Source organism: Pseudarthrobacter sp. RHLT1-30-1, from assembly GCF_059383415.1.
In genome coordinates this window covers 26351-48867 of sequence record NZ_JBWZCG010000001.1, presented here as the reverse complement: position 1 = coordinate 48867, position 22517 = coordinate 26351, and the positions used below count along the sequence as shown (strand labels likewise).

20 protein-coding genes and 3 pseudogenes are annotated in these 22517 nt (G+C 64.2%); 15 read left to right on the top strand and 8 right to left on the bottom strand.

What is annotated here, in order from left to right; translation table 11 throughout:
• Positions 1–183 precede the first annotated feature (183 nt).
• Together AC50YM_RS00245 and AC50YM_RS00240 are read right to left on the bottom strand one after the other, a co-directional pair.
• Positions 184–1281 carry a PQQ-dependent sugar dehydrogenase gene (locus tag AC50YM_RS00245; protein ID WP_494955018.1) on the bottom strand — a complete coding sequence of 366 codons (1098 nt, stop codon included), beginning with the start codon at positions 1279–1281 and terminating at the stop codon, positions 184–186.
• Complete coding sequence (locus AC50YM_RS00240; RefSeq protein ID WP_494955017.1) at positions 1278–1943, bottom strand: SDR family NAD(P)-dependent oxidoreductase; 666 nt, start codon at positions 1941–1943, stop codon at positions 1278–1280. Before AC50YM_RS00240 ends, AC50YM_RS00245 begins: the two co-directional genes overlap by 4 nt.
• A gap of 178 nt (positions 1944–2121) precedes the next feature.
• On the opposite strand from AC50YM_RS00240, the pseudogene AC50YM_RS00235 reads away from it, so the two are divergent.
• Positions 2122–2343 (top strand): annotated as a pseudogene (locus AC50YM_RS00235) (hypothetical protein); the annotation flags it as partial.
• 49 nt (positions 2344–2392) lie between these two features.
• On the opposite strand, the gene AC50YM_RS00230 reads toward AC50YM_RS00235, so the two are convergent.
• Entirely contained in the window at positions 2393–3289 is an 897-nt protein-coding gene (locus AC50YM_RS00230) for a helix-turn-helix transcriptional regulator (RefSeq protein ID WP_494955016.1), read from the bottom strand.
• A 346-nt stretch (positions 3290–3635) separates the two neighbouring features.
• Here AC50YM_RS00230 and AC50YM_RS00225 point away from each other — a divergent pair, with 346 nt between their 5' ends.
• The 8 genes and pseudogenes from AC50YM_RS00225 to AC50YM_RS00190 all read left to right on the top strand — a co-directional run bounded on the left by AC50YM_RS00225 (position 3636) and on the right by AC50YM_RS00190 (position 10395).
• Positions 3636–4784, top strand: a complete 1149-nt coding sequence (locus tag AC50YM_RS00225; protein WP_494955015.1) for an alpha/beta hydrolase — start codon at positions 3636–3638, stop codon at positions 4782–4784.
• Between the two features lie 709 nt (positions 4785–5493).
• The gene (locus tag AC50YM_RS00220) at positions 5494–5934 is read left to right on the top strand and encodes a hypothetical protein (protein ID WP_494955014.1); all 441 of its coding nucleotides are present in this window, start codon (positions 5494–5496) and stop codon (positions 5932–5934) included.
• Between the two features lie 58 nt (positions 5935–5992).
• Positions 5993–6238 carry a hypothetical protein gene (locus AC50YM_RS00215; RefSeq protein ID WP_494955013.1) on the top strand — a complete coding sequence of 82 codons (246 nt, stop codon included), beginning with the start codon at positions 5993–5995 and terminating at the stop codon, positions 6236–6238.
• Positions 6239–6459: 221 nt separating this feature from the next.
• Positions 6460–6603: a hypothetical protein gene (locus AC50YM_RS00210; RefSeq protein WP_494955012.1), complete on the top strand. Its 144-nt coding sequence runs from the start codon at positions 6460–6462 to the stop codon at positions 6601–6603.
• A 64-nt stretch (positions 6604–6667) separates the two neighbouring features.
• A complete protein-coding gene (locus tag AC50YM_RS00205) occupies positions 6668–7651 on the top strand; it encodes an SDR family NAD(P)-dependent oxidoreductase (protein ID WP_494955011.1) in 984 nt (327 codons plus the stop codon).
• Positions 7652–7987: 336 nt separating this feature from the next.
• A pseudogene (locus tag AC50YM_RS00200) lies at positions 7988–8297 on the top strand (6-phosphofructokinase); the annotation flags it as partial.
• A gap of 395 nt (positions 8298–8692) precedes the next feature.
• Positions 8693–9298 carry a TetR/AcrR family transcriptional regulator gene (locus AC50YM_RS00195; protein WP_494955010.1) on the top strand — a complete coding sequence of 202 codons (606 nt, stop codon included), beginning with the start codon at positions 8693–8695 and terminating at the stop codon, positions 9296–9298.
• 116 nt (positions 9299–9414) lie between these two features.
• Positions 9415–10395 (top strand): zinc-binding dehydrogenase, encoded by a 981-nt coding sequence (locus AC50YM_RS00190; RefSeq protein WP_494955009.1) that lies wholly within the window; start codon positions 9415–9417, stop codon positions 10393–10395.
• A gap of 230 nt (positions 10396–10625) precedes the next feature.
• Here AC50YM_RS00190 and AC50YM_RS00185 read toward each other — a convergent pair whose 3' ends face one another.
• Positions 10626–11006: a Rossmann-fold NAD(P)-binding domain-containing protein gene (locus AC50YM_RS00185; protein ID WP_494955008.1), complete on the bottom strand. Its 381-nt coding sequence runs from the start codon at positions 11004–11006 to the stop codon at positions 10626–10628.
• Positions 11003–11341 (bottom strand): site-specific integrase, encoded by a 339-nt coding sequence (locus tag AC50YM_RS00180; RefSeq protein WP_494955007.1) that lies wholly within the window; start codon positions 11339–11341, stop codon positions 11003–11005. The genes AC50YM_RS00185 and AC50YM_RS00180 overlap by 4 nt, the downstream gene beginning before the upstream one ends.
• A gap of 832 nt (positions 11342–12173) precedes the next feature.
• Here AC50YM_RS00180 and AC50YM_RS00175 point away from each other — a divergent pair.
• The 3 genes from AC50YM_RS00175 to AC50YM_RS00165 all read left to right on the top strand — a co-directional run bounded on the left by AC50YM_RS00175 (position 12174) and on the right by AC50YM_RS00165 (position 15901).
• The gene (locus AC50YM_RS00175) at positions 12174–12440 is read left to right on the top strand and encodes a type II toxin-antitoxin system Phd/YefM family antitoxin (protein WP_494955006.1); all 267 of its coding nucleotides are present in this window, start codon (positions 12174–12176) and stop codon (positions 12438–12440) included.
• Positions 12437–12697: a type II toxin-antitoxin system RelE family toxin gene (locus AC50YM_RS00170; protein ID WP_494955005.1), complete on the top strand. Its 261-nt coding sequence runs from the start codon at positions 12437–12439 to the stop codon at positions 12695–12697. The genes AC50YM_RS00175 and AC50YM_RS00170 overlap by 4 nt, the downstream gene beginning before the upstream one ends.
• A 579-nt stretch (positions 12698–13276) precedes the next feature.
• Complete coding sequence (locus AC50YM_RS00165) at positions 13277–15901, top strand: non-ribosomal peptide synthetase (RefSeq protein ID WP_494955004.1); 2625 nt, start codon at positions 13277–13279, stop codon at positions 15899–15901.
• A 252-nt stretch (positions 15902–16153) separates the two neighbouring features.
• Here AC50YM_RS00165 and AC50YM_RS00160 read toward each other — a convergent pair whose 3' ends face one another.
• Entirely contained in the window at positions 16154–16324 is a 171-nt protein-coding gene (locus AC50YM_RS00160; protein WP_494955003.1) for a hypothetical protein, read from the bottom strand.
• A gap of 191 nt (positions 16325–16515) precedes the next feature.
• Between AC50YM_RS00160 and AC50YM_RS00155 the strand changes: the two are divergent.
• From AC50YM_RS00155 to AC50YM_RS00145, 3 genes and pseudogenes are all read left to right on the top strand, one after another.
• Positions 16516–16935, top strand: a pseudogene (locus tag AC50YM_RS00155) (acetaldehyde dehydrogenase (acetylating)); the annotation flags it as partial.
• Between the two features lie 2 nt (positions 16936–16937).
• Complete coding sequence (gene dmpG, locus AC50YM_RS00150) at positions 16938–17984, top strand: 4-hydroxy-2-oxovalerate aldolase (RefSeq protein ID WP_494955002.1); 1047 nt, start codon at positions 16938–16940, stop codon at positions 17982–17984.
• Positions 17985–18055: 71 nt separating this feature from the next.
• Complete coding sequence (locus tag AC50YM_RS00145; protein WP_494955001.1) at positions 18056–18310, top strand: hypothetical protein; 255 nt, start codon at positions 18056–18058, stop codon at positions 18308–18310.
• Positions 18311–19058: 748 nt separating this feature from the next.
• Here AC50YM_RS00145 and ppsA read toward each other — a convergent pair.
• Positions 19059–21458, bottom strand: coding sequence for a phosphoenolpyruvate synthase (gene ppsA, locus AC50YM_RS00140; protein WP_494955000.1), 2400 nt, complete (start codon positions 21456–21458; stop codon positions 19059–19061).
• Positions 21459–21610: 152 nt separating this feature from the next.
• Positions 21611–22429 (bottom strand): pyruvate, water dikinase regulatory protein, encoded by an 819-nt coding sequence (locus AC50YM_RS00135; RefSeq protein ID WP_494954999.1) that lies wholly within the window; start codon positions 22427–22429, stop codon positions 21611–21613.
• Positions 22430–22517 lie beyond the last annotated feature (88 nt).

Below are 22517 nucleotides of genomic sequence, written 5' to 3'. Positions count from 1 at the left end.
GGGTGTGGAGCCTTGTTGCAGTTGGCCACAAGGAGGGTGCCCGCCGGCGTTCTAAGCACTCACCGTGACGGCCTCTCTATAGAGACATCAATGCTCACGTTTGCCACCGGCCAGCTGATTGTGAGGAGCAAGTTCGAGGATGGCTGCGCAAGCGTTCAATTCCGTGGTGTGTTCGTCTCTGCGTCAGGTGAGGGGAACGCGGACGATCCGGTCATCGTCGGGTGAGGGGTCTCCGCGGCCGTCGGTGTTGTTGGTCAGTATCCAGAGCGACCCGTCGGGGGCGACCGCGGCGTCTCGAAGTCGTCCGTACTCGCCGACAAACTGTTCGGCTGCGGTCGACGGGTCGCTCAAGGGCACTTCTCGGAGGCGTTGGCCGCGGAGGTTGGCGATGTAAATTGTTTCGTTGTGGATCGCGATGCCGCTTGGGCTGGCATCCGCGGGTTCCCATTGCTGCACTGGGTCGATGAATCCTGTCTCCTCCGCGATGCCTTCGACCTCGGGCCACCCGTAGTTGCCGCCGGGCTGTATCACGTTAAGCTCGTCCCACGTGTTCTGCCCGAATTCGCTGGCGTACAGGGTGCCGTCTTGGGTCCAGGCGATGCCCTGGGGGTTGCGGTGTCCGTAGCTGTAGACCAGCGAACCCGGGAACGGATTATCCTCCGGAACCTCTCCGCCAGGGGTCATGCGAAGGATCTTGCCAGAGGGCATGCTGAGGTTCTGCGCGTTGTCGCGGTTGCCGGCGTCCCCGACGGTGGCGTACAGCATGCCCTCCGGGCCGAACGCGATGCGGCCGCCGTTGTGGTAGCTCGCTGAGGGAATCCCGGCCAGGATCGTCTCTGCCGGGCCGAGCACGAGGGCTCCCGGGCCGCCGGTGAGCTGGTATCGTTCGATGCGGTTCCCGCCGCTTCCGGTGAAGTACGAATACAGGTAACCGCTGTGTACGGCGATGCCGAGGAGTCCGCCTTCACCGATGGACTCGACCACGGCGATGGTGGCGATCTCCCGGGTGCTCCCGTCGATGCGGAGTTCGAGGATGCGGGCGGTGTCCCGCTCACTGAGGAGTGGGGTGTCCCCGTGGAAGGCGATTGACCATGGGGCGTGGAGCCCGTCAGCTACGACTTCCGGTTCGCCGAACGCCGTGACCGGGACGCTCAGCGTGGGCGTTGGCGAGGCGGGCATCTGGGCCGGTTCGGCGGTGCAGGCGGTCAGCGCAGACAGGGCGATCAGGCTGCTGGAGAGCGCACCGATGCGTTGCCTCCTGCGTTTAGTTTCCCCGGTCATGCAGCGTCCGCGCCGACGGTGGTTCGGAACGGGCCGCGCTGGGTGTGGATCATCCAGAGCTGGTCGGCCAGGGCCTCGGGAGCGTAGATCGGGTCTCCGCCGCCGATTGCGCCAGGGATGATGAGCTGGCCGACGTGGACGTTCCGGGGCGCGAGGGCTTCGTGCAGCATCGCCCCGTAGGCCGATTCCCCGGCGAACGCGATCGACGTGGCCGCGACGTTGCCGTTGGGCGTCGCGGCGCTGGAGCCGTTGACGAGGAGGATGGTGCCGCGTCCGAGTTCATTCATGCCGGGCAGGACCTGCTGGACGGCGGTGACGGGGCCGAGGATGGAGAACCCGGTGGCAGCAGAGAGATCCTCCACCGTCGTGTCCAGCACGGGGCGCAGGAACTCTTTCCGAGGAACGGGGCTGTATTGGAGCACCTCGACTGGGCCAAGTTCTTCGGCGGCCGCATCGAGCGCGCGGGTGATGGCAGAACGGTCCTGGACGTCCGCGGTGTACCCACGTGCCTCTATACCGGCGGCCCCCAAGGCTGTGCTGAGAGTACCGAGCTTCTCCTGATTGCGGGAGATAAGCGCGACGGAGAATCCGCCGCGTCCAAATTTCTCGGCAACGGCAGCCCCGAGTCCGGGCCCTGCTCCGATGATCGCTAACGTCGTCATATTGTTCCTTTCCTCGCTCCATGTGACTGCACGTCTGCATCGTCCTGGTGTTGATCCGGAGCGCGAGTCTTCTTCAACGGTAGGCAAATGCGCCCGGGTCAGGGAGTCCCTTTGAGTACCCCTACCAACCGGGACTCCCTCCGCGCGGCAAACGCGGCACTCTAGAGGAGCGCAAATAGTGACCGTTCGTTTGCGCGCAACAGCGTCAACGCGGCATGCCCCGGCACCAGCGCCAGGCGCCACACCCACGGTTGACCGCATGAGTCTCGCTGGTGGGCGCGACTTAACGCGACCCGCGCGGTCGCCGATGGCGCGTTTGGGAGAGCCTGAAGACATCGCCGCTGCCGTCCTCTGCAGCCCGGCATCGGGCAATGTCACCGGCGTCGCGCTACCCGTTGACGGCGGTTACACCGCCCAGTCGCTACCGGTCGCAAGGACTCCGTTAGCCGTCAGCCGTCCGTCCGCGTCCTCTCCAACACGGAGGAGACGGCTTTTCCATACTCACTGGCCGCCCACGAAGCGAGCAGCTGCATGCGCTCAGCCGACGGCGACCCGGGCTCCGCGGTATAGATCGTCAGCGTCAGACCCGGCTCAGCGGCCATCTCCAGCCCCTCGAAAGCCAGCGTCATCTCACCGACCACCGGGTGATGAAAGGTCTTGAAACCGGTGCCGTGGTGACGGACGTTGTGCGCACCCCAGCGGCGTCGGAACTCCTCGCTGCGCGTACCCAGCTCACCAATGAGGTCGTGGAGTTCCTTGTTATGCGGGTCCCGGCCGGCTTCCGTGCGCAGGATAGAGACCGTCACTTCCGCGAACGCATCCCAGTCTGGGTAAAACTCGTACGCGCGTTCGTCCAGGAAGGTGAATCGGGCGATGTTCGGTGATTGCCCCGGCATGTCGTACACGTCCTTGTAGAACGCCCGCGCCAACGCGTTAGCAGCCAGCAGGTCCATCCTGCCGTTGCGGACAAATGCAGGACCAGCCGTGACCCCATCAAGCGCCCATTGCAGGCTCTGATGGGGCGCCCAGGACTTCGGATTCCGCCGTCGCGGCGGCCGCGCGACCGGGCTGGCGGCGTGCGCAAGATCAAACAGGTGGGCCCGTTCAGCGTCGCTCAGGCACAACGCCCGGGCGATGCTTTCGAGCACTTGGGGCGAGGCGCCGCTAATCACACCACGCTCCAGGCGGGTGTAATACTCCACACTCAAACCGGCAATCGTGGCCACCTCGCCGCGGCGCAAACCACGTACCCGCCGGTTCGTCCCAGCGGGCAGTCCCACCTGCTCCGGGCTGACCTGGGCACGGCGCGAGATGAGAAATTCGCGTACTTGCGCTCGGTTATCCATACCCTCCACGCTACGTCAAGCCTCGCAGACAAGGGAGTCCCTCGCAGTACCACTATCACGCGGACCTCCCATTCATAAGCCTCCCAGCCTCCCATTCATGAGCGGAATTAGGGGACGTGAATAGGACTAAGGAAAGCAATAGTGAGGGTCCACCCGAATGCAAACCGAATACGGATGGCGGTTGCGCCGCTTCAACTTTCTGGCCTTGCGCGCGTCGTTTTGCTGAGGGTCCCTCGCAGTACCAGCCCCGGCAGGGGCTCCTCCGTACCGGCGAGCCGTGGTGAGCTGGAAATGAAGCAGGAAAGTTTCAACGTTCGTAAACGGCTATCAGGAAGATGACATCATCATGAGCACGAATGCTGACGGAACCAAGAAGACGGCCACCGGGACGGGCTGGGCGGAGCAAGGCGTCTCACGCCGGAACCTGATGAGGCTGACCGGTGCCGGTGCGGCTGCGGTCGGGCTCGCCGGCGCAGCGGGGCTGGCAACACCCGGACAGGCCTTCGCGTCCACGCCTGCATCGAGGAAGGATCTGGAGCCGGGGGACACGTCAAACGGCGCGGACAACTTTTACACGAGTGACAGGGTCACGGTCCGGAAGGTCTCGTTCAAGAACCAGTACGAGATGAAGGTCGTAGGTAACCTGTTCGTCCCCAATGACCTGAACCGCAGCACGGGCAATCCGGCGCTGGTGGTCGGGCATCCCATGGGCGCCGTGAAGGAACAGAGCGCTAACCTCTACGCGACGAAGATGGCGGAGCAGGGATTTGTCGCCCTGTCCTTCGACCTGTCGTTCTGGGGAGAAAGTGCAGGGAAGCCCGGGAACGCCGTTGCGCCCGAGATCTACAGCGAAGACTTCAGTGCCGCAGCGGATTTTCTGCGCGCGCAGTCGTTCGTTGACAGGGAGCGTGTCGGAGCCATCGGGATCTGCGGCAGCGGCAGCTTCGTTCTCAGCGCGGCAAAGATCGACCCCAGGATCAAGGCCGTCGCCACGGTAAGCATGTACGACATGGGCGCCGCTAACCGCGACGGGCTCCGGAAGTCCGTGACCCTGGAACAGCGCAAGGCGATGATCGACCAGGCCGCCAACCAGCGCGACGTCGAGTTCGCCGGCGGAAAAACCCAGTACACCGGCGGAACGCCGGAAGAGCTCACTGCGGCATCGACCGCGGTGGACCGGGAGTTCTACGACTTCTATCGGACAGCACGTGGCTACTGCCCGAACACCACGACGCATCCCGCGCTGGCCACCAACGCCAAGTTCATGAACTTCCACCCGTTCGCCGACCTGGAATTGCTCTCGCCCCGGCCGCTGCTGTTCATCACCGGTGACCAGGCGCACTCCAGGGAGTTCAGCGAAGAGGCGTACCGGCTCGCCACCGGGCCCAAGGAACTCTTCTGGGTCCCGGGGGCCGGCCACGTTGATCTCTACGACCGCGTCGGCCTCATCCCGTTCGACAAGCTCACTACCTTCTTCCGCTCCAACCTGAAGTGAGGTCGGGGGATCGCGCGGCCGTTCCTGGTCCGCGCGATCCCCTCACCAGTCGCCGGCCTCGGGACCCGGTATTGGGTCATCTCAAGGGTTGAAGTTTGCTTCGGCGGCGACCATCGTGGGTGGAAGGTAGGGGTTTGCCGTACTTTCGGCAGCGCCGAAAGACGCGAGGTGTACGCGCATGGCGGGAACAGTGGGCCGGACAGTCAGACGCGCTCGTCCGCTCCTGCGTGCTCTGGCGTGCGGCATCTGCTTCGGCCTGGCCGGCCTGGTCTGGTCTGTGCCACGTCTTCGGGTCCGCCGCCTGCGACGGGCGGCGACGTGCCGAACCTGCGCGTCACACATGAGGATGCGCACCGTGGCCGTGTTCCTAGTTGCGGCGTTGCTGGTCGCCGGAGCTGCGGCTCGCACACTCGAGGCGGCGTCGCCGCAGATCATCTGCCATAGTCACATCACCCCCGATGGGCAAGTGCAACCGGAGCCGTATCTTCAGATCTCGCCGCCCCTGGCATGGAGTGTCACCCGGAACGTGTTGGTCGCGCCCATCAGCGGAGTAGGGGTCCTGGCCGGCCGGGCGATGGGTATGGAGTCTTGCTCGGGACCGCCGCTGCTGGTCATGTTCTGGCCAGCTCCCCGCACAAGCGGCGGCGGAAGCACCTTGGGTGACGTGTTCGTCGCGTGGATGCCACCGGGCGAAACGCGCGCGGGACCCTTGAGTATCGACGGGTACGGGACCGAGGGTGAGCGGTTGTACGTCAGGTACGGCCCCAACATTTCGCAGGCCCGCGAGGAGGAGGAGGAGCTCGGCTACCACGAGTCACGCCACGTGGACCAGTGGGCTGTAGCGAACCTTATGGCCGGCCCGTTCGCGTTCCCGGCCGCCTACTTCCTTGACGAGGCAGTGTTTCCCGCATCACGCAACCACTTTGAGCAGGACGCGGGCCTGTCCCGGGGAGGGTACCCGCCCGTGCCCGACAACTGGCCGGCGCCCCGGTGGCCCGACACGGCGGCCGTCGCCGTACTCTGTCTGTTGATCTTCCGGCGACGACTGCGGTGGTCGGTGCGCATAGTCCGGGGCGGGCCAGGGCAACGAACGGCACACGCACCGCATGCGTGCCCGGTCCACACCCGTGGCTGGACTCCGGTCGCTTAGCCCACCCCGCCGCTGTCTCTACAGTCCTGATGCTCGACGGTGGATTGGCTAGGCGAGAATGAAGCTAGGGCAGGCCCACTCCCCGCCTATCTCCAACCGTCGATTCGCCCAAGCCATCGGGGTCTCGAACTTCCATCTGGACCGCTTCGGAGACCTCATCACCCGCAATGGAATCACCCGCGCGGTGAACCAAATCGAATCCCGCCCGTTCTTCCCGCGCAGCGAAGACCAGCGCATCATGAAGGAACACGGCGTCCAAATCACAGGAGCTTTTGCCATGAGGACCGCTTCTCAGCCTGTGTGATGCTGCTCCCGGCCTGGACGATGGTGCTTCGGCGGTCTCGGTTCTGCGCGAGATAAGCCTTTACGATCTGGATTGCGACGTGACCCGCGACGACCCTGAGAGGGGCGCCTCAGCTCCGTGCAGAGACGAGGCAGGGCCCTGAGCATCCTGGCCGCCGCCATGGCGGTATACGTTGCTCTCGTGATCTTGGATTTCGGTCCAGGTGGGGGCGCTTCACCTGTGTGCACCTCGCGAATCAGCTGACGCAGGAGCAGCTGGACGGCGCCGTGTATGTCGTCGTGGGCCCCAACACCGCTGTCGTCGCCATGCAGCGAACCCTCGGGGTCTCGTCCGCACGGATCCACCACGAACGCCTCACCATGTAGCCGTCATCACATCCAGACCGTCCCCGTAACATCTCAGAGAAAGCAGCAAACCGCCATGATCGGCATGACCAGACGCACCCTCCTCCTTTCGACAGCCCTGCTCGGCACGGGCATCCTGACCGCGTGCACGGCGGCTCCGTCCCTCGAGAACCCGCCAGCACCTGGCACCACGCAAACAGCCGGCGGTGGCGCCGCCGCGAGCGGGGGCCGGTACGGGGGCGGAGGCTACAACACTCAGGAAGTCGCGGACGAGCTGCGCTACATCGAGGAGAACATCCGCCCGCTCACCACAGGAGAAGGAGAACGGAAGAGGATCCTGATCACCGGTTCCACCGCGGGCCTCGGCCAACTCGCCGCCGCGCATCTTCTCGCCCGTGGCCACCGGGTCGTCGCGCACGCGCGCAACGAGCAGCGTGCTGCGGACGCGCGGCGCGATCTTCCTGGCCTCGATGCCGTCGTAGTCGGCGAGTTGAGGGACCTCGATGAAACACGCACCCTCGCCGGCCAGATCAACAAGCTGGGGGCGTTTGACGTCATCATCAACAACGCCGGGGAGTTCGGCCTCTCGGGTGAAGAGATGCTGAACGCGAATTCGCTCTCACCTTACTTGCTGACGGCACTGGTCAACGCTCCTGCCCAGCTGATCTACCTCACCTCGGATCTGCACCTTGGCGGCTCCCTCAAACCGGATGCGTTGCGATCCGGTGGCCGTGACTTCAGCTACGACGACACCAAGACCCAGATCCTCACGCTCGCCATGACCGTGGCCCGACGGCGGCCCACGGTGCAGGTCAACGCGGTGGCCCCGGGATGGGTGCCGACCGTAATGGGGTTCCACAACGGCCCTTACGCGCCCGATAACCTGCGCGCAGGCTACATGACCCAGGTGTGGCTCGCAGAAGGCATCGAGCCCGCTAGCCGGGTCACGGGACAATTCTTCTTCCACCAGGCGCCGGAAACCCGCGTGCACGCCGATGTCCGCAACACCGCTGCGCAGGACCGTCTGCTCGAGGCGTACGCGCAGCGCACCGGGGCCACGCTCACCTGAGCGGACCCCGTACTGGGAGGGGTCGCCTTCCCAGTAACAACGACATGGAGCTCCCTCCGTCGTCCTCAACGCGTCCGCCACGGACGAACAAAAGCATCCGGCTTCGCACCCGGCGGGAGGGTAAAAGGAGCGTCCCCGAGAGGGAAAGGGATGGGCGCACTCGCAGCCCCTTCTGAGCGATTACTTGAACTCTGGATCCTGGAGGATCCTGAACTCGCGGCAAGGCCGCATGACCAAAGTCGTGGACCTCTATGGCGCGCCGCTTCAGGCCCTGATTGGTGGCGGTCGGCCGGCCGCATAGCCGGGGAGTCCATCCCGGCGGGGTATCCGCCCACTACCTTCGGACGGCCGCGCCTGGGCGGAATCGGTGAAAAGCTCCCCCCGAGATCGAGGCACGGACTGGAATCGAAACCCGCGCCACCGTGCTTGGCCCATCCAACGTGGGGGAGTGCCCTCTGCATTCGACCGCGTCCTGGCCACACGGCTGGGCATGGCCGCATTCGACTCCGTGGCGCACAACCGCTGGGGGACCATGGTCACCCTCAAGGGAACGTCAATCGAATCCATTGATTTCGATACCGTCCTGGGGAGCCTGAAAACCGTACCTCAGGAACGATGGGACGAAGCCAGTCTCCTCTTCGGCTAGGTGCCACATAAGCAGGCAGTCAATTTCCATTCAGACCACAGGGAAGAGCGATGAACCGTGCTAAGTGTCTTCTGGACGGCCACGACTGGGACGCAGAGGAGTTCAGCAAAAAGGACGACCAATGGCAGAACCGCCATCGCAAAATGCTTGTCTGCCTCTCCTGCAACGCTCCCGCCGTTCACCGGGCAGGTTCGCAGCGGAAGGGCTATCGGCTTCCTGGGGGATCGGGTCAGTCCATCTGACTCCAGTACACCCCAGCCTGCCGGTCATCGTTGGGGACGGCAGGTTTGCATCGAGCGCCATTTACACTAACCTATCACTTAGTAGGTACTCAGTTAGCGAAGGAGATCATGGTGCGGAGCGCCGGAGACGTGCATCGCCGGGTACGAACGCGAATGACCGGCCCAGCGCGAGCCCAACAGATCCTCGAAGTCACCATTGTGCTTATTGCAGACCGCGGCTACTGGGGGCTTTCCATGCAAGATGTTGCCGATGCGTGCGGTCTGACCGTACCCGGGATACTTCATCATGTGGGGTCCAAAGAGGGCCTCCTGGCCAAGGTCCTTGAGTACGTCGACGCCGAGGATGAACGTCTTCTATCGGCGGAGCTCGGGCTGGAGAGCGGTCTCCCATACGAGGACTGGGCTAAGCGCGTCTCGCTGGCAGATATTTGCGCAGCCGCGGTTAGAGCAAACGTCCGTCGACCAGAGCTTGTCAGATTCCTACTCGTGCTGCAGGCAGAATCTCTATCACGGGCTCACCCCGCGCATAACCATCTGGTGGACCGCGACCGGCGAGCAATTGATCGCCTCGCCGCGCTTGAGGTGACCGCTGGCGATAGCTCTAGGGACCGCGCGATCCACGCCTACTCGAGCCTTATTGGACTTCAAATGATGTGGTGCCGCGAGCCCGACGTATTCGATCTGGTTGGTGCCTGGGCCACGGCCTCGCAGGCAATTTTCAGCTCGCATGTAAGAAGTGGCACCGGGCGGAAGCGCTAACAGCTCGCCCCTCCTCACACTCACTGATTAATCTGATCATCCACACCCAACCAGCCTCACTTTCACGGATGACCTTGGTACCAAGGTCACCATACTGAAACAGGAGTAAATGTCTCATGAAAGCTCTAGTTCTCGATCAGGTCGGGACTCCCGACAACCTCCGCATATCCGACATTCCGCTTCCAGAGCCCGGCCAGGGCGAGATTCGAGTCAGGGTCGAAGCGTGCGGCCTGAATCCCTCCGACTACCAACGGGCGGCCTATGGCATGCCCGACTGGGAATGGCCAGCGGTCCTGGGTCTCGATGTCGTAGGAATCGTTGATACGGTCGGCGCGGACGTGACTAAAGTTGCGCCAGGCCAGCGCGTGGCCTTTCACGGAAACGTCAGTAAGCGCGGCGGCTTTGCCGAATACGCTTTGGCGGATGGCGCGGTCGTAGCCGTTGTACCGGATTCACTCGAGCCGGTCAGCGCTGCCGCTATTCCTTCGGCGGGCCTAACCGCCTATCAGTCCATCGTGCGTCGATTGCACGTGTCAAAGAATGACACTGTACTGATCACGGGCGGAGCAGGTGGGGTAGGCGGCTACGCAGTTCAACTTGCGTCTCTTGCAGGGGCACGGGTCATCGCCACCGATGCGGGGCATAACGAGGAACACGTCCGGTCCTTGGGTGCGGACGAGTTTATTGACTTCCAATCCGAAGACATCGCTGGACGAGTCCGAGAGATGACGGGTGGCCGTGGGGTAGATGCCGTGCTGGACACAGTCAGCTCGGAGTCGGCAACCGTGAATCTCGGACTGCTTGTCCACGGCGGTGGCATCACCACCACCGCAGGGCGGCCCGACTTATCAACCGTTCCGCCGTTCTCCATAGGGCCATCCGTGCATGAGATTGCGCTCGGTGCGGCCTACAGCGTCGGTGATGCCCGTTCGCGCGCGGATCTGGCCACGATGCTTGCAGAGCTCCTATCACTCGCTGCCGAGGGGAAACTCGATCCAATGGTGTCCAGCACGGTGAAGCTCGAAGAGGTGCCCGCTGCGCTGGCTGCAATGGCTGGCCGTAAGGTACGGGGGAAAATCGTTCAATCCTTTCTCTGAGCGCTACTAACCTCGGAGTGCTTGGGGTCGAGTTTCCAGCTGCCGGCGATGTAGCCGGGGAAGGTGTCGTGGGTGACGGTCATCCGATTTTCCTGGATTCCTGTTGCATGCAGATCGGGGAGTGTTTTTCGGGCGGAATCGACACGTCCGCTAGGTGGCAAGGTCTCCGGCTCCTTGGCCCGCTGCGGGCGGAGGGTCCGGCTAGCCGAGACGGGTCCGTGGGCTCGTAGCTAGGATTTAACGGTGTAAGTGCCGGACCGGACGTCATCGAGGAGATTCACCCGGTTCGGGCGCCAGCCAAAGGTGGACGTTGCTTTGGTGTTAGGGACGTTGTTGGTGCTCGACACGAGCGCAACGAGCCATCCGAGCTTGTGCGGTGCTTCCTCGGGGGAGAAGGAAACGGCGGGGGTTGAGGTGAGGTGGCCGATTGCCTCCGCGAGCTGGCGGAAGCTGAAGGGCGTGGAGGACACGGCGTTGAAGACGCCTGGGACGGGACGGTCGAGCACAAGCAGATAGAGATCTATCAGGTCATCGACGTGGACGGGCGTCCATGTGTTGGTGGCTCCGCCCACATAAGTCGCGGCACCGAGGGTTGCTGCGGACTGGATCATGTTCGCAAGTGTGCCGGGGGAAACAGATCCAGCCCGTCGGTCATGTGGGGGCGGCCGCGTTCAAGCCAGTCGGCAACGATCTCAGCCGACCAGTCAAACACCGTCAGGACGCTGCGGCGTTTCGGGGGAGAACCCCTCATCGCCTTTCCATACCGGACCTGGAGCACCCCGTACTTGCCGAACTCGCGGGCGTGTTGATTCCTGGCGAAATCCACGGTCTGCAGGTGCCGGACCTCGTTGCGGCGCAGCGCCCAGCAGTAGGCGATTTTGAAGAGGACCGCGTCGCGGTAGGCCGGCAGCCAGCCCTTGCGTCCCAGAGCTACAATCCGGCCCACCTCGTCATCGGCCCGGTCAAAGAACGCCTGCAGCTCCTGCCGGGTGAAGGGGCGCCGCTTAGGAGCCGATTCGGTCGCCTGGGCATGGACGCGGTGTTCCCGTCGAAACAGACCTGCGTAGGGTGTGCACCGAAGTACTGTTCGCAGACCCGGTCCCAGCCATACTCAGGCGACGCTGCGTATGCGCAGAATGCCCTGAGCGCTGCCTGATACCTGCGGATCGTGAACTGGGCGGCGTGCTTCACACTACGAAGATCGCCGAAGAACTCATCCACGTGGGCCGGTGTCCATAGCCACGGATACTCGATCGTGGATGCCTGGAACCGCGTCACCAGTCGTTCCCGGGACTCGATCGTGCCAAGCGCCAGATTCCTGCTCAACTGCTGATTGCGCCACCCGGTGAGCATCTGTTCGAACACGTGATCCTCGGGATGAAGGAAACGCACGGGGCCGAATCCGAGCACCCGCCCCGCCTAATCAACAGCTACAACGCCTCCCTGACATTGCATTGAATGAATGAATCATGCAATTAATGCAGAATCTAGGCAAATCCTCAGATCAGGGGCTTGCGTCAGGCAGTGCACCTGGCCTCGCCGGGTTCCAATGGGCACGATGTCGTGACGGAAGACGGCAGTCGAATAGAGTATTTCCGCATGTCAGCGGGGCATCTATGACATGCAAAGGATCCACATCTGAAGAGACGAGCGGAGACGGGCTGATATTGCATCAGATGCAATAAGCAGGGTACTACTTGACATAAGGTCCATTATCGGCGTTTCCGCGATTTTCGCGCTTATGTACATTTAAGCGTTTTCGCCGCTAAAATAGAGTCATGAGTGAGATGACTGTGACCGACGCGCGAAGCCGGCTCTCGGAAGCGGTCGATACCGCGCGGGTGAACCATGAACCGGTGTACCTGTTGCGGCGGGGCCGCCGCGTCGCGGCATTGATCGACGCCGAGGATCTCGCAACGCTGATCGCGGCGGCTGAAGATCTGGATGATCTCCGGGCGGCGAACGCAGCGAGGATCGAAATGGCCGAGACCGGTGAAGGTCCGGTCCCCTGGGACGAAGTCAAGGCGGAACTGGGACTGACGTGAGCTATGCCGTACAGCTCGCGCCGGCCGCAGTACGACAGTTGCGCAAGCTCCCGCCCGACGCCCGCCGCCGCATCCAGGCCGCCATTGAACTTCTAGCCGAAACACCACGCCCCCCTGGCGCCAAGAAGCTCTCCGGCAGCAGCGGAGACTGGCGCGTCCGCACCGGCGACTACCGGATCATCTACGAGATCCAGGACGCACAGCTGATCGTCCTGGTCGTCGCCATGGGACACCGCCGGGAGATCTACCAGCACTAGAAACAGCGGACCCGCACCCCCGCGCTCACTTGCCTCTGGTGGTCCTAACGATTGATCTGGCCCACAGCGTGGGACTGGGCGACTGCCGAACGACCCCATGCGGCCATTGAAGGCTTCCGCGGCGGCCAGCAACGCCGCGGCAACTTGTGCGGACCAGACGGATCCGGAAAGGGCGTGCAGCGGCCAGTAGCCCGCATTGCCCGTGTCCAGGGCGCGGATGTCGAAGCCGGAGAACATGCTCGGGTGCATCAAACGCTGCACCACCACCGCGGCATCCTCCGCATTGAGGATGCCCGTACCCAACAGGTTGCCCGTGTTGCTGGCCACCCCGTCGACGGCGCCCTTGTCAGGGTCCAAGGCGATGTCCGGGTACGGGCCGAGGTAATCGGAGCACCAAAAGGAAGCCCGGAATTTACCGGCCAGGTCTTCGGCGTAGCCCTGGACCTCTGCCGGGGCGATGGGTCCGGTGGCGATGGAGCCGTCGTTCCAGCAGTAGCGAGCCCGCAGGGCCACCAGCCTGGCCACCGCCTAAGCATTGTCAATTTGAGTTAGGTAAGGATTACCTTCTAAAGTGCATCGGTGACTATTGAGCCGGTTTTGGCGGGTGTCTCGTTTGCTGCCGGCCTGGCTGCATTCGGAGACCGGACCGCCGTACATGTTGAGGGCGAATCCGTGAGTTACGGTGAACTCGCCGACCGGGTGGACACTGCCGCCCGGTCTTTGGGGACGGTACGCCGTCTGGTGGCCCTTGAAGCAGACAATTCCCTGCCCTCCCTCGTGGTGTATCTGGCGGCCCTGTCATCCGGACATCCGCTGCTCATTCTGCCAACCGGTGGCGGGCGGGCCTCTGAATCGCTTGTTGCTGCCTACGACCCGGACGTGCTGGCACGCGTTCAAGATGGCGAAGCCGTGTTGGAGGTGCGACGGGAAGGGACCCGCCACACCTTGCACCCGGAACTGGCGCTCCTAGTGAGTACCTCCGGCTCTACGGGCTCGCCGAAACTTGTCCGGCTCTCTGCCGAGGCCGTCCAGGCCAACGCTGCCGCGATCGCCGAGTACCTGCAGCTGGGCCCCGATGACCGGGCCGCAACCACCCTCCCCTTGTCCTACTGCTACGGCATGTCGGTCGTGAACAGCCACTTGTGCGCAGGGGCCTCGGTGGTGCTCACCGACCTTTCCGTGGTCGACCTTTGTTTCTGGGAGCTGGTCCGCAAGGAGCGGGTGACTTCCTTCGCCGCAGTGCCCTACACGTTCGACCTGTTGGAGCGGGTGGGCTTCGCGGACAAGGACCTGCCAAGCCTGCGCTACATCACCCAGGCAGGTGGCCGCCTGGACCCGGACCGGGTACGTGACTACGCGCAGTTGGGCCGTCGCCGGGGCTGGGACCTGTTCGTCATGTACGGGCAGACGGAAGCCACGGCCAGGATGGCCTACCTGCCTCCTGACGTCGCGGCAGAACACCCACAAGCCGTCGGTATCCCGATTCCGGGCGGCCGGTTCCGCCTCGCCCCGGTCCCCGGGCTCGATGACCGCGAACTTGTCTACAGCGGACCCAACGTAATGCTCGGGTACGCCGAGAAGCCCGAGGATCTGGAGCTGGGACGCACGGTCACGGAGCTTCACACCGGCGATCTGGCCCGCCGGACCGCCGAGGGCCTCTATGAGATTATTGGCCGCCGCAGCCGGTTCGTGAAGATCGTCGGGCTTCGGGTGGACCTTGGCCAGATTGAGCGGATCTTCGCAGGCTTGGGCCTTTCCGCCGCGGTCGCGGGCACAGACGGCCATGTGATCGCCGCCGTCGAGTCCGATGACCTTTCCCTGATCGCCAAATCGGTCGCTCAGGACGTGGGTGTGCCGCGCGCAGCCATCCATCTTCACCCCGTGGCGGTCATCCCGCGACTGAGCAGCGGGAAGCCGGACTATCCCGCGATCCTCGCCCTGCACACGAAAAAAGAAGAAAGCGCAAAGGGCAGGGGCGGGGACCCGGAGGGGGCGTCGAACGATGTACGGAGCATTTTCGCGGACGTCCTCGAACGGGACGACATCCGTGAGACGGACACGTTTGTTGCATTAGGCGGCGATTCGCTGTCCTATGTTGCCGCATCGGTCCGGCTCGAGGGTGCGCTCGGAGGTCTTCCACACGATTGGCATCTGATGCCGCTGGGTGAGCTTGCACGGGCCCGCGGCGTGGATGCAGATCCTGATGCCGCAGGTCCAGTGGGGGCGGTGTTCCAAAAATGGCGGAGGCGGCTGCTCGCACCCATGGAGACCGGAATCGTGCTCCGCGCACTGGGCATCATCTTCATCATCTCTACCCATATCCGGTGGTTTTCGTGGGAAGGCATGGCGCACGTGCTAGTGGCCGTCGCTGGATTCAACTTTGCCCGGTTCCAGCTAAGCGGCCCGCCCCGTGTACGGTTGCGGCGGCAGTTGCGGACAGTCGCCCGGATCGTGGTGCCGAGCGTCGCGGTGATTGGCTTCGCGTTTGCCGTGACCGACACGTACAGCTGGGCAAATGTATTCCTGCTCAACTCCCTCCTCGGACCGGAAGGATGGACGGATTTCTCCCGTTTCTGGTTCGTGGAGGCGTTGGTGCACATCCTGCTCGGCGTGACTGTCCTCTTGGCGATACCCGCGGTCGGGCGCGCGGAACGCCGGTGGCCATGGGCCGTCCCGCTGGCTCTTTTTGGCGCGGACCTTCTGCTGCGTTTCCGCGTCGTCGACCTCCCGTACCCGGGTCAGGGTCCGGTGCTGTGGCTGTTTGCGCTTGGTTGGGCGGCGTCCGCGTCCCGAGCGCTGCCGAAGCGGACGATCGTGACCGTCCTTGCCGTGCTCACCATCCCCGGGGCGTTCGACGACGAATTCCGAAACCTGACTATCCTCGCCGGTGTCCTCATCCTGCTCTGGCTCCCTACAGTGCCCGTGCCCCGCGCTCTCCACTGGATCACCGGCCTCCTGGCCAGCGCCTCGCTCTACGCCTACGTGACGCACTGGCTCGTTTATCCACTTTTCGATCAAGACAGCAAGGGGCTGGCGGTCGCGGCCTCCCTTGCAGTTGGCATCGCCTACCGGGCGGCGGCGACCCGGGTCATGGGCGTCTCCGAGCGCTGGCTTCGGAAACGGCTGGCCACCCGCCGTCACCGAAGGCAAGCAGCCTCCCTGGAAGACCGGGACCGATCGCCGGCGGCATCGATGCGTGAATAGTCCCCGCGGTTCCGGGGATTTTTCACAGGCCGGTATGCGTGAATTCGTCAAGCGGACTTTCCGTAAGATCCGTTATCGGCGTTCGAAAACGGGCGGGGGAGTGGTCAAAAAGGGGCTGCTTCTGGCCTCAGGACCGGGTCGTTTCTTCGTCCCAAATGTCGGATCAGAACTGGTCAGCCAGGGCCCGGTCGTTGAGAACGAAGAGCTGAAGGTCCTGGCCACATCGCCGATCGCAGAATTGAAGCGCTGCGCTCAATCCACCCCGAACTTCTTTCGCATGGTTTGGAGTCTGTCCTCGAAGGTCACCAGATTCAGGTCCAGGATCATCACGTCTCCACTGAGCGCCTGGAAGCCGATATCGCTCCAGACGCTTCTAAGCTTGGCCTCGGCCCTCTTTCGTACTCGCCCCTGTGAATCGTCCATTGGGGCTGGGTATGTCGCCGCAAAGTCGGCACCTGGACTTAACGAGTCGATGACCTCGGCAGCAAACCAGCGCCCTATGCCTCTCCCGCGCCAACCTTTCGCCATATGAACTCGGTTGAGAATTAGGAAATCCTGCCTCCAAGTCCGCCGGGCCGGGCACCCGCGCCAACGTCGACTAATTCACCGAAACCACCGCCAAGGCCCTGGAAGTCGTCGGTGGTGCCAAGCGGGGCAAGGCCATCATCATCATCAACCCGGTCGAACCGCCCAAAATCATGCGCAACACCGTCTACTGCTCCATCCCCGCCGCAGCCGCCCAACCCGGCGGGTTGCAGGACAAAATCCGTGCCGCCATCGATGAGGCCGTCGTGAAGATCCAGGACTACGTCCCCGGCTACTCGCTGCGGGTTGAGCCCCAGTTCGACCCCGCCCGTGCCGACTGGGACGGCAACGGCCGCGTCGGGATCTGGATCCAGGTCAAGGGCGCCGCCGATTACCTGCCCGAATACGCCGGCAACCTGGACATCATCACCGCCGCCGCCACCCGCACCGCGGACCTGCTCGCCGAACGCATGGACGCAGCCCTTCCCGCCACCCCCGTAGGAGCCTAACCATGACCCCCACCTCGGACACCACAGCACAGAACCTCAGCATCCGCCTCACCGACACCACGCTGCGCGATGGCTCCCACGCCATGAGCCACCGGTTCACCGAAGACCACGTCCGCTCCGTCGTCCGGGCCCTCGACGACGCCAAGGTCGAAGTTATCGAAGTCACCCACGGCGACGGCCTCGGCGGGTCCTCGTTCAACTACGGCTTCTCGCTCACCCCGGAACTGGACCTGGTCCGCGCCGCCGTCGCCGAGGCCCGCAACGCGAAGATCGCCGTGCTCATGCTCCCGGGGCTGGGCACCATCCACGACCTGAACCAGGCCCACGAGGCCGGGGCATCGGTGGCCCGGATCGCGACGCACTGCACCGAGGCCGACGTCTCCATCCAGCACTTCGGCCACGCCCGCAAGCTCGGCATGGAAACCGTCGGGTTCCTGATGCTCTCGCACCGCGCCACCCCGGAAAAACTCGCGGAGCAGGCCCGGATCATGGTCGACGCCGGCTGCCAGTGCGTCTACGTCGTGGACTCCGCCGGCGCTTTGATCCTCGAAGACGTCTCCGACCGCGTCACGGCCTTGGTCGCCGAGCTCGGCACCGACGCCCAGATCGGGTTCCACGGCCACCAGAACCTCAGCTTCGGCGTCGCGAACTCCGTCTACGCCGCCCGCGCAGGCGCCAAGCAAATCGACGGGACCCTCCTGCCCCTCGGCGCCGGGGCCGGGAACTCACCCATCGAAGTCCTGGCCGCAGCGTTCGAACGCCTTGGCATCCAGACCGGCGTAGACGTTCACGGGGTCATGGCAGCCGCGGATGACATCGTCAAACCCATCATCACCCGCATGCCCATCATGGACCGCGCCTCCATCATGCAGGGCTACGCCGGAGTCTACTCCTCCTTCCTCATTCACGCCGAACGCGCCGCCGAACGCTACGGCGTCCCCGCCTGGCAGATCCTCGAGGAAATCGGCCGCGCCGGCTACGTCGGCGGACAGGAAGACATGATCGTCGACGTCGCCGTCCAACTCTCCTCCGGCGCGCGCGTCGCGTGACCAGCTAGTTGAAAATGCAGGGGGCGCGGCGCGTCCGGCGCCCCCTGCTTCCCGACGCAAGTGAGGCACCCATGAACTTCATCAGATTCGACGACTGGCGCAAACTGCGCGGAGCGGAGGTCGAGATCTGGCGCCACGGCGTTCTGCAACGAACCGGCGTCATCGAGGAAGCGACAGAAGATTCCGCCGTCGCATGGGTGGCAGCCGACTCAAATGAACCTCGCCGTCTCTTGGAGCGTGCCAGCGGATTCGAGCTAAGGATCTGCTTCGAACAAATTGTACTCAGGGCGGCGCCACCGACGCCCCTAAAGCAGCTCGGGCCCTAGAGATACCGACAGAGCAAGGAAAAACTTAACAACACCAGCCACCGTGCCGTTATTGAGCCCTGAATCATAACGAGAGTTCGCAAGGTTAGTGCATCCCGTACGCGGCGAAGGCCGTGTTAATCAGTTGCATCATCGGTGGCCTGCGCCCCCTTTGGCCACGGCCATGAAGTGCGTCGCGGTTCGGCCCCGGACGGCAGTGGTCCGGGCACAGGCTTGGATGCCGCGGGCCCCGCCGCCAACCCCGCCAAGCGTCCTGGGCGGCCTCTCACTTGATCGATGGTGGATCGCCGCCCAGTGGCACGGCGCCGGAGTTCCGTTGTCCTTGCGCCGCCACATTAGACGCCGCCTCCGGGGATTACCTGAACACCTGAACGCGCTTCATTCGACGAGAGACAGTGTAAAGGTGCTGTGCCAGCGGGTGAAGGTCAGGAGTACATCGGTGCCATATGTCGGAGAAAAGTACTCGACCACCCCTAGCTATCCCTCGTAGGAGGGTTCCGGTCGGTGGAACCGTCTCATCATGGGCACGAGCCACTCATTATTCTCCTGAGAGCGCCTTTCAGCGAGGAAAAAGGCACAACCGTATAGGGAGAGAAAATGTCAACTGTAAGTCTTGTCAGATCGGACAAGCGCGCCCACCAGAGTCGCGCTGCGTTCGCAGAACAACGCCATCAAAAAACTCACGAGCCTCGGCTACAACTTCACCATCACCCCGGCCACCGCCGCCTGACCCACCTCTACTTTCGTATTAGACGGCGGCGGCCGTGGCGGCCGCGGTGGCGCCGGCGAGCCGGAGCCAGGTGTCCACCACGGTGTCGGGGTTCAGCGAGACGGAATCCACGCCTTCCTCGACCAGCCATTCGGCGAAGTCCGGGTGGTCGCTGGGCCCCTGGCCGCAGATGCCCACGTACTTGCCGCGCGCCTTGCAGGCCTTGATTGCCATGCTCAGGAGCTTCTTGACGGCGGGGTTCCGCTCGTCGAAGCTGCCGGCGACGATGGCGGAATCCCGGTCCAGGCCCAGGGTCAGCTGGGTCATGTCGTTGGAGCCGATGGAGAAGCCGTCGAAGTAGTCCAGGAACTCGTCGGCCAGCAGCGCGTTGGACGGCAGCTCACACATCATGACGACCTCGAGGCCGTTCTCGCCGCGGCGCAGGCCGTTCTCCGCGAGCAGGCCGATGACGCCGCTGGCCTCGTCCAGGGTGCGCACAAACGGGATCATCAGCTTGACGTTGGTCAGGCCCATCTCGTTGCGGACGAAGGACAGTGCCTCGCACTCCAGATCGAAGCAGTCCCGGAAGGACGGCTCCAGGTACCGGGAGGCGCCGCGGAAACCGATCATCGGGTTCTCTTCGTGCGGCTCGTAGGCGGGTCCGCCAAGGAGGTTCGCGTATTCGTTGGACTTGAAGTCGGACATCCGGACGATCACCGGCTCGGGCGCGAACGCCGCGGCGATGGTCGCCACACCCTCCGCCAGTCGCTTGATGTAGTACTCACGCGGGTTGTCGTAGGCGGCGATCCGCTCGCGGATTTCGGCCTTGACCTCGTCCGGCTGGTCCTCCAGGTTCAGCAGCGCCTTGGGGTGGATGCCGATCTGGCGGTTGATGATGAATTCCAGCCGGGCCAGGCCCACACCGTGGTTGGGCAGCTGCGCGAAGGTGAAGGCCTGTTCGGGCGTGCCGACGTTCATCATGACCTTGACCGGGGCCTCGGGCAGCTGGGTGATTTCGGTTTCCTCGACGCTGAAGTCGATGATTCCCTCGTAGATGACGCCGGTTTCGCCGTCGGCGCAGGAGACGGTCACGTCGAGTCCGTCGGAGAGGACGTCCGTGGCGGACCCGGTGCCGACGACGGCGGGAATCCCCAGCTCGCGGGCGATGATGGCCGCGTGGCAGGTGCGTCCGCCGCGGTTGGTCACGATCGCGGAGGCGCGCTTCATGATCGGTTCCCAGTCCGGGTCGGTCATGTCCGCGACCAGGACGTCGCCGGTCTTGAAGGCGGCCATCTGGTCGATCGAGGTGAGGATGCGGACGCTGCCGGCGCCGATGCGCTGGCCGATCGCGCGGCCCTCGACGAGCACCTTGCTGGTGCCGTTCAGGCGGAAGCGGCTCAGGCTACCGGCGGCCCGGCGGGACTGTACGGTTTCGGGGCGCGCCTGCAGAATGTACAGGCCGCCGTCGATCCCGTCCTTGCCCCATTCGATGTCCATCGGGCGTCCGTAGTGGTTCTCGATGGCGACGGCGTGGCGGGCGAGCTGCTCGACGTCGTCGTCGGTAAGGCTGAAGCGGTTCCGCAGCGAGGCCTCCACCGGGACGAAGTCAATGGTGTGGCCGATTTCGCGGTTGGACGTGTAGGTCATCTGCAGCGCCTTCTCGCCCAGTCCGCGCTTGAGGATGGCGGGGCGGCCGGCCTGCAGGGCGGGCTTGTAGACGTAGAACTCGTCCGGGTTGACCGCGCCCTGGACTACGGCCTCGCCGAGGCCATAGGAGGAGGTGACGAAGACGGCGTCCTGGAACCCGGATTCGGTGTCCATCGTGAACATCACGCCGGAAGCGCCGACGTCGGAACGGACCATGCGCTGGACGCCCGCCGAGAGTGCGACCTCGGCGTGCTCGAACTTGTGGTGCACGCGGTAGGCGATGGCGCGGTCGTTGTAGAGCGACGCGAAGACATCCTTGATGGCCACGAGGATGTTCTCGATGCCGCGGACGTTGAGGAAGGTTTCCTGCTGGCCGGCGAAGGAGGCGTCGGGAAGATCTTCCGCCGTCGCGCTGGAGCGGACGGCCCAGGACAGGTCCTCGGAGCCGCCGTGCTTTTCCACCAGCTTCTGGTACGAGGCGCGGATCTGCGCCTCAAAGTCCGGCAGGAAGGGAGTCTCGCGCATCAGCTTGCGGATCTCCTGGCCCGCGGCGGCCAGCGCCGTCACGTCATCGGTGTCCAGACCGACCAGCCGGTCGGCAATTCGCTGGTCCAGGCCGGAGTCCGCCAGGAAGCTGCGGTAGGCGTCGGCGGTGGTGGCGAAGCCGTCCGGGACCTGGACGCCGGCGGAGGTCAGGTTCTGCACCATCTCGCCAAGGGAGGCGTTCTTACCGCCCACCCGGTCCAGATCCTTGAGGCCGAGTTCTGAGAACCACAGGATGTCTGTCGTCATGGTTGCTGCTCCTTTGCAGATGATGGCATGCGGTATGGCCGCCCCGCATGGGGCGCTCGCCGGTTGATGGGCGCAAGTTGTTTTCCACACTGACAGGTCTAGGCCAGTGTTTCCACCTGATGTGGTCCACGCAACATTTGTGAACCGCTGCCCTAGTGTTTGAGGTTCATCTTCTGGAGGATGGTCGCCGCCATTTCCTCCACCGAGACGCTGGCCGAATTCAGGTACGGGATCCCGTGCGAGACGTACAGCCGCTCGGCGCTGCGGAGCTCGAATCCGCACTGCCGCAGCGAGGCGTAGGGCGAGCCGCGGCGGCGTTCGGTGCGGACCTGGCTCAGCCGCAGCGGGTTGGTGGTGAGGCCGAAACACTTCGACACGAACGGCCGCAGCGGCTTGGGCAGTCCTTCCCGTTCGAAGTCCTCGTCCACCAGCGGGAAGTTGGCGGCGAAGATGCCGTGCTGCAGCGCCAGGTACATGGTGGTGGGCGTCTTGCCGCAGCGTGACGGGGCCACCAGGATGACCTGGGCCTTTTCGAGCGCGCGCAGGCTCTGTCCGTCGTCGTGTTCCATGGCATATTCGACGGCGGCCATCCGCGACTGGTAGCGGGCGGCGTTGCCCAGGCCGTGGGCCCGGCCGGGTTCCCCGCTGGCCTGTGTGCCCAGGGCGGACTCCAGCACCCCGACGTGGGTGCCGATGAGATCCACGATGATCCCCTTGCAGGTGCCGAGCGTCTGGCGGATGTCGCTGCTTACGGCCGTGGAAAAGACGATCGGCTGCAGGCCGGTGGCTGCCAGGTTGTCGATCACCTTCACCACGGCCCGGGCCTGGTCGACGGTGGTGATGAAGGGGACGGTGATGCGGTCAAAATCGTTCGCGGGGAACTGCGTCAGCAAGGTGTTGCCGAGCGTTTCTGCGGTGATGCCCGTACTGTCCGAAAGGAAGTAGACCGGGCGGGGAGCGTCATTGGTCATGATCGCATTGTGCACCAGTGCGGGCCGGCCTTCCTTCCGTGACGCACCTGGCGCGCGCCCGGGGTGGGCATGGGCCACGACCGGCGCG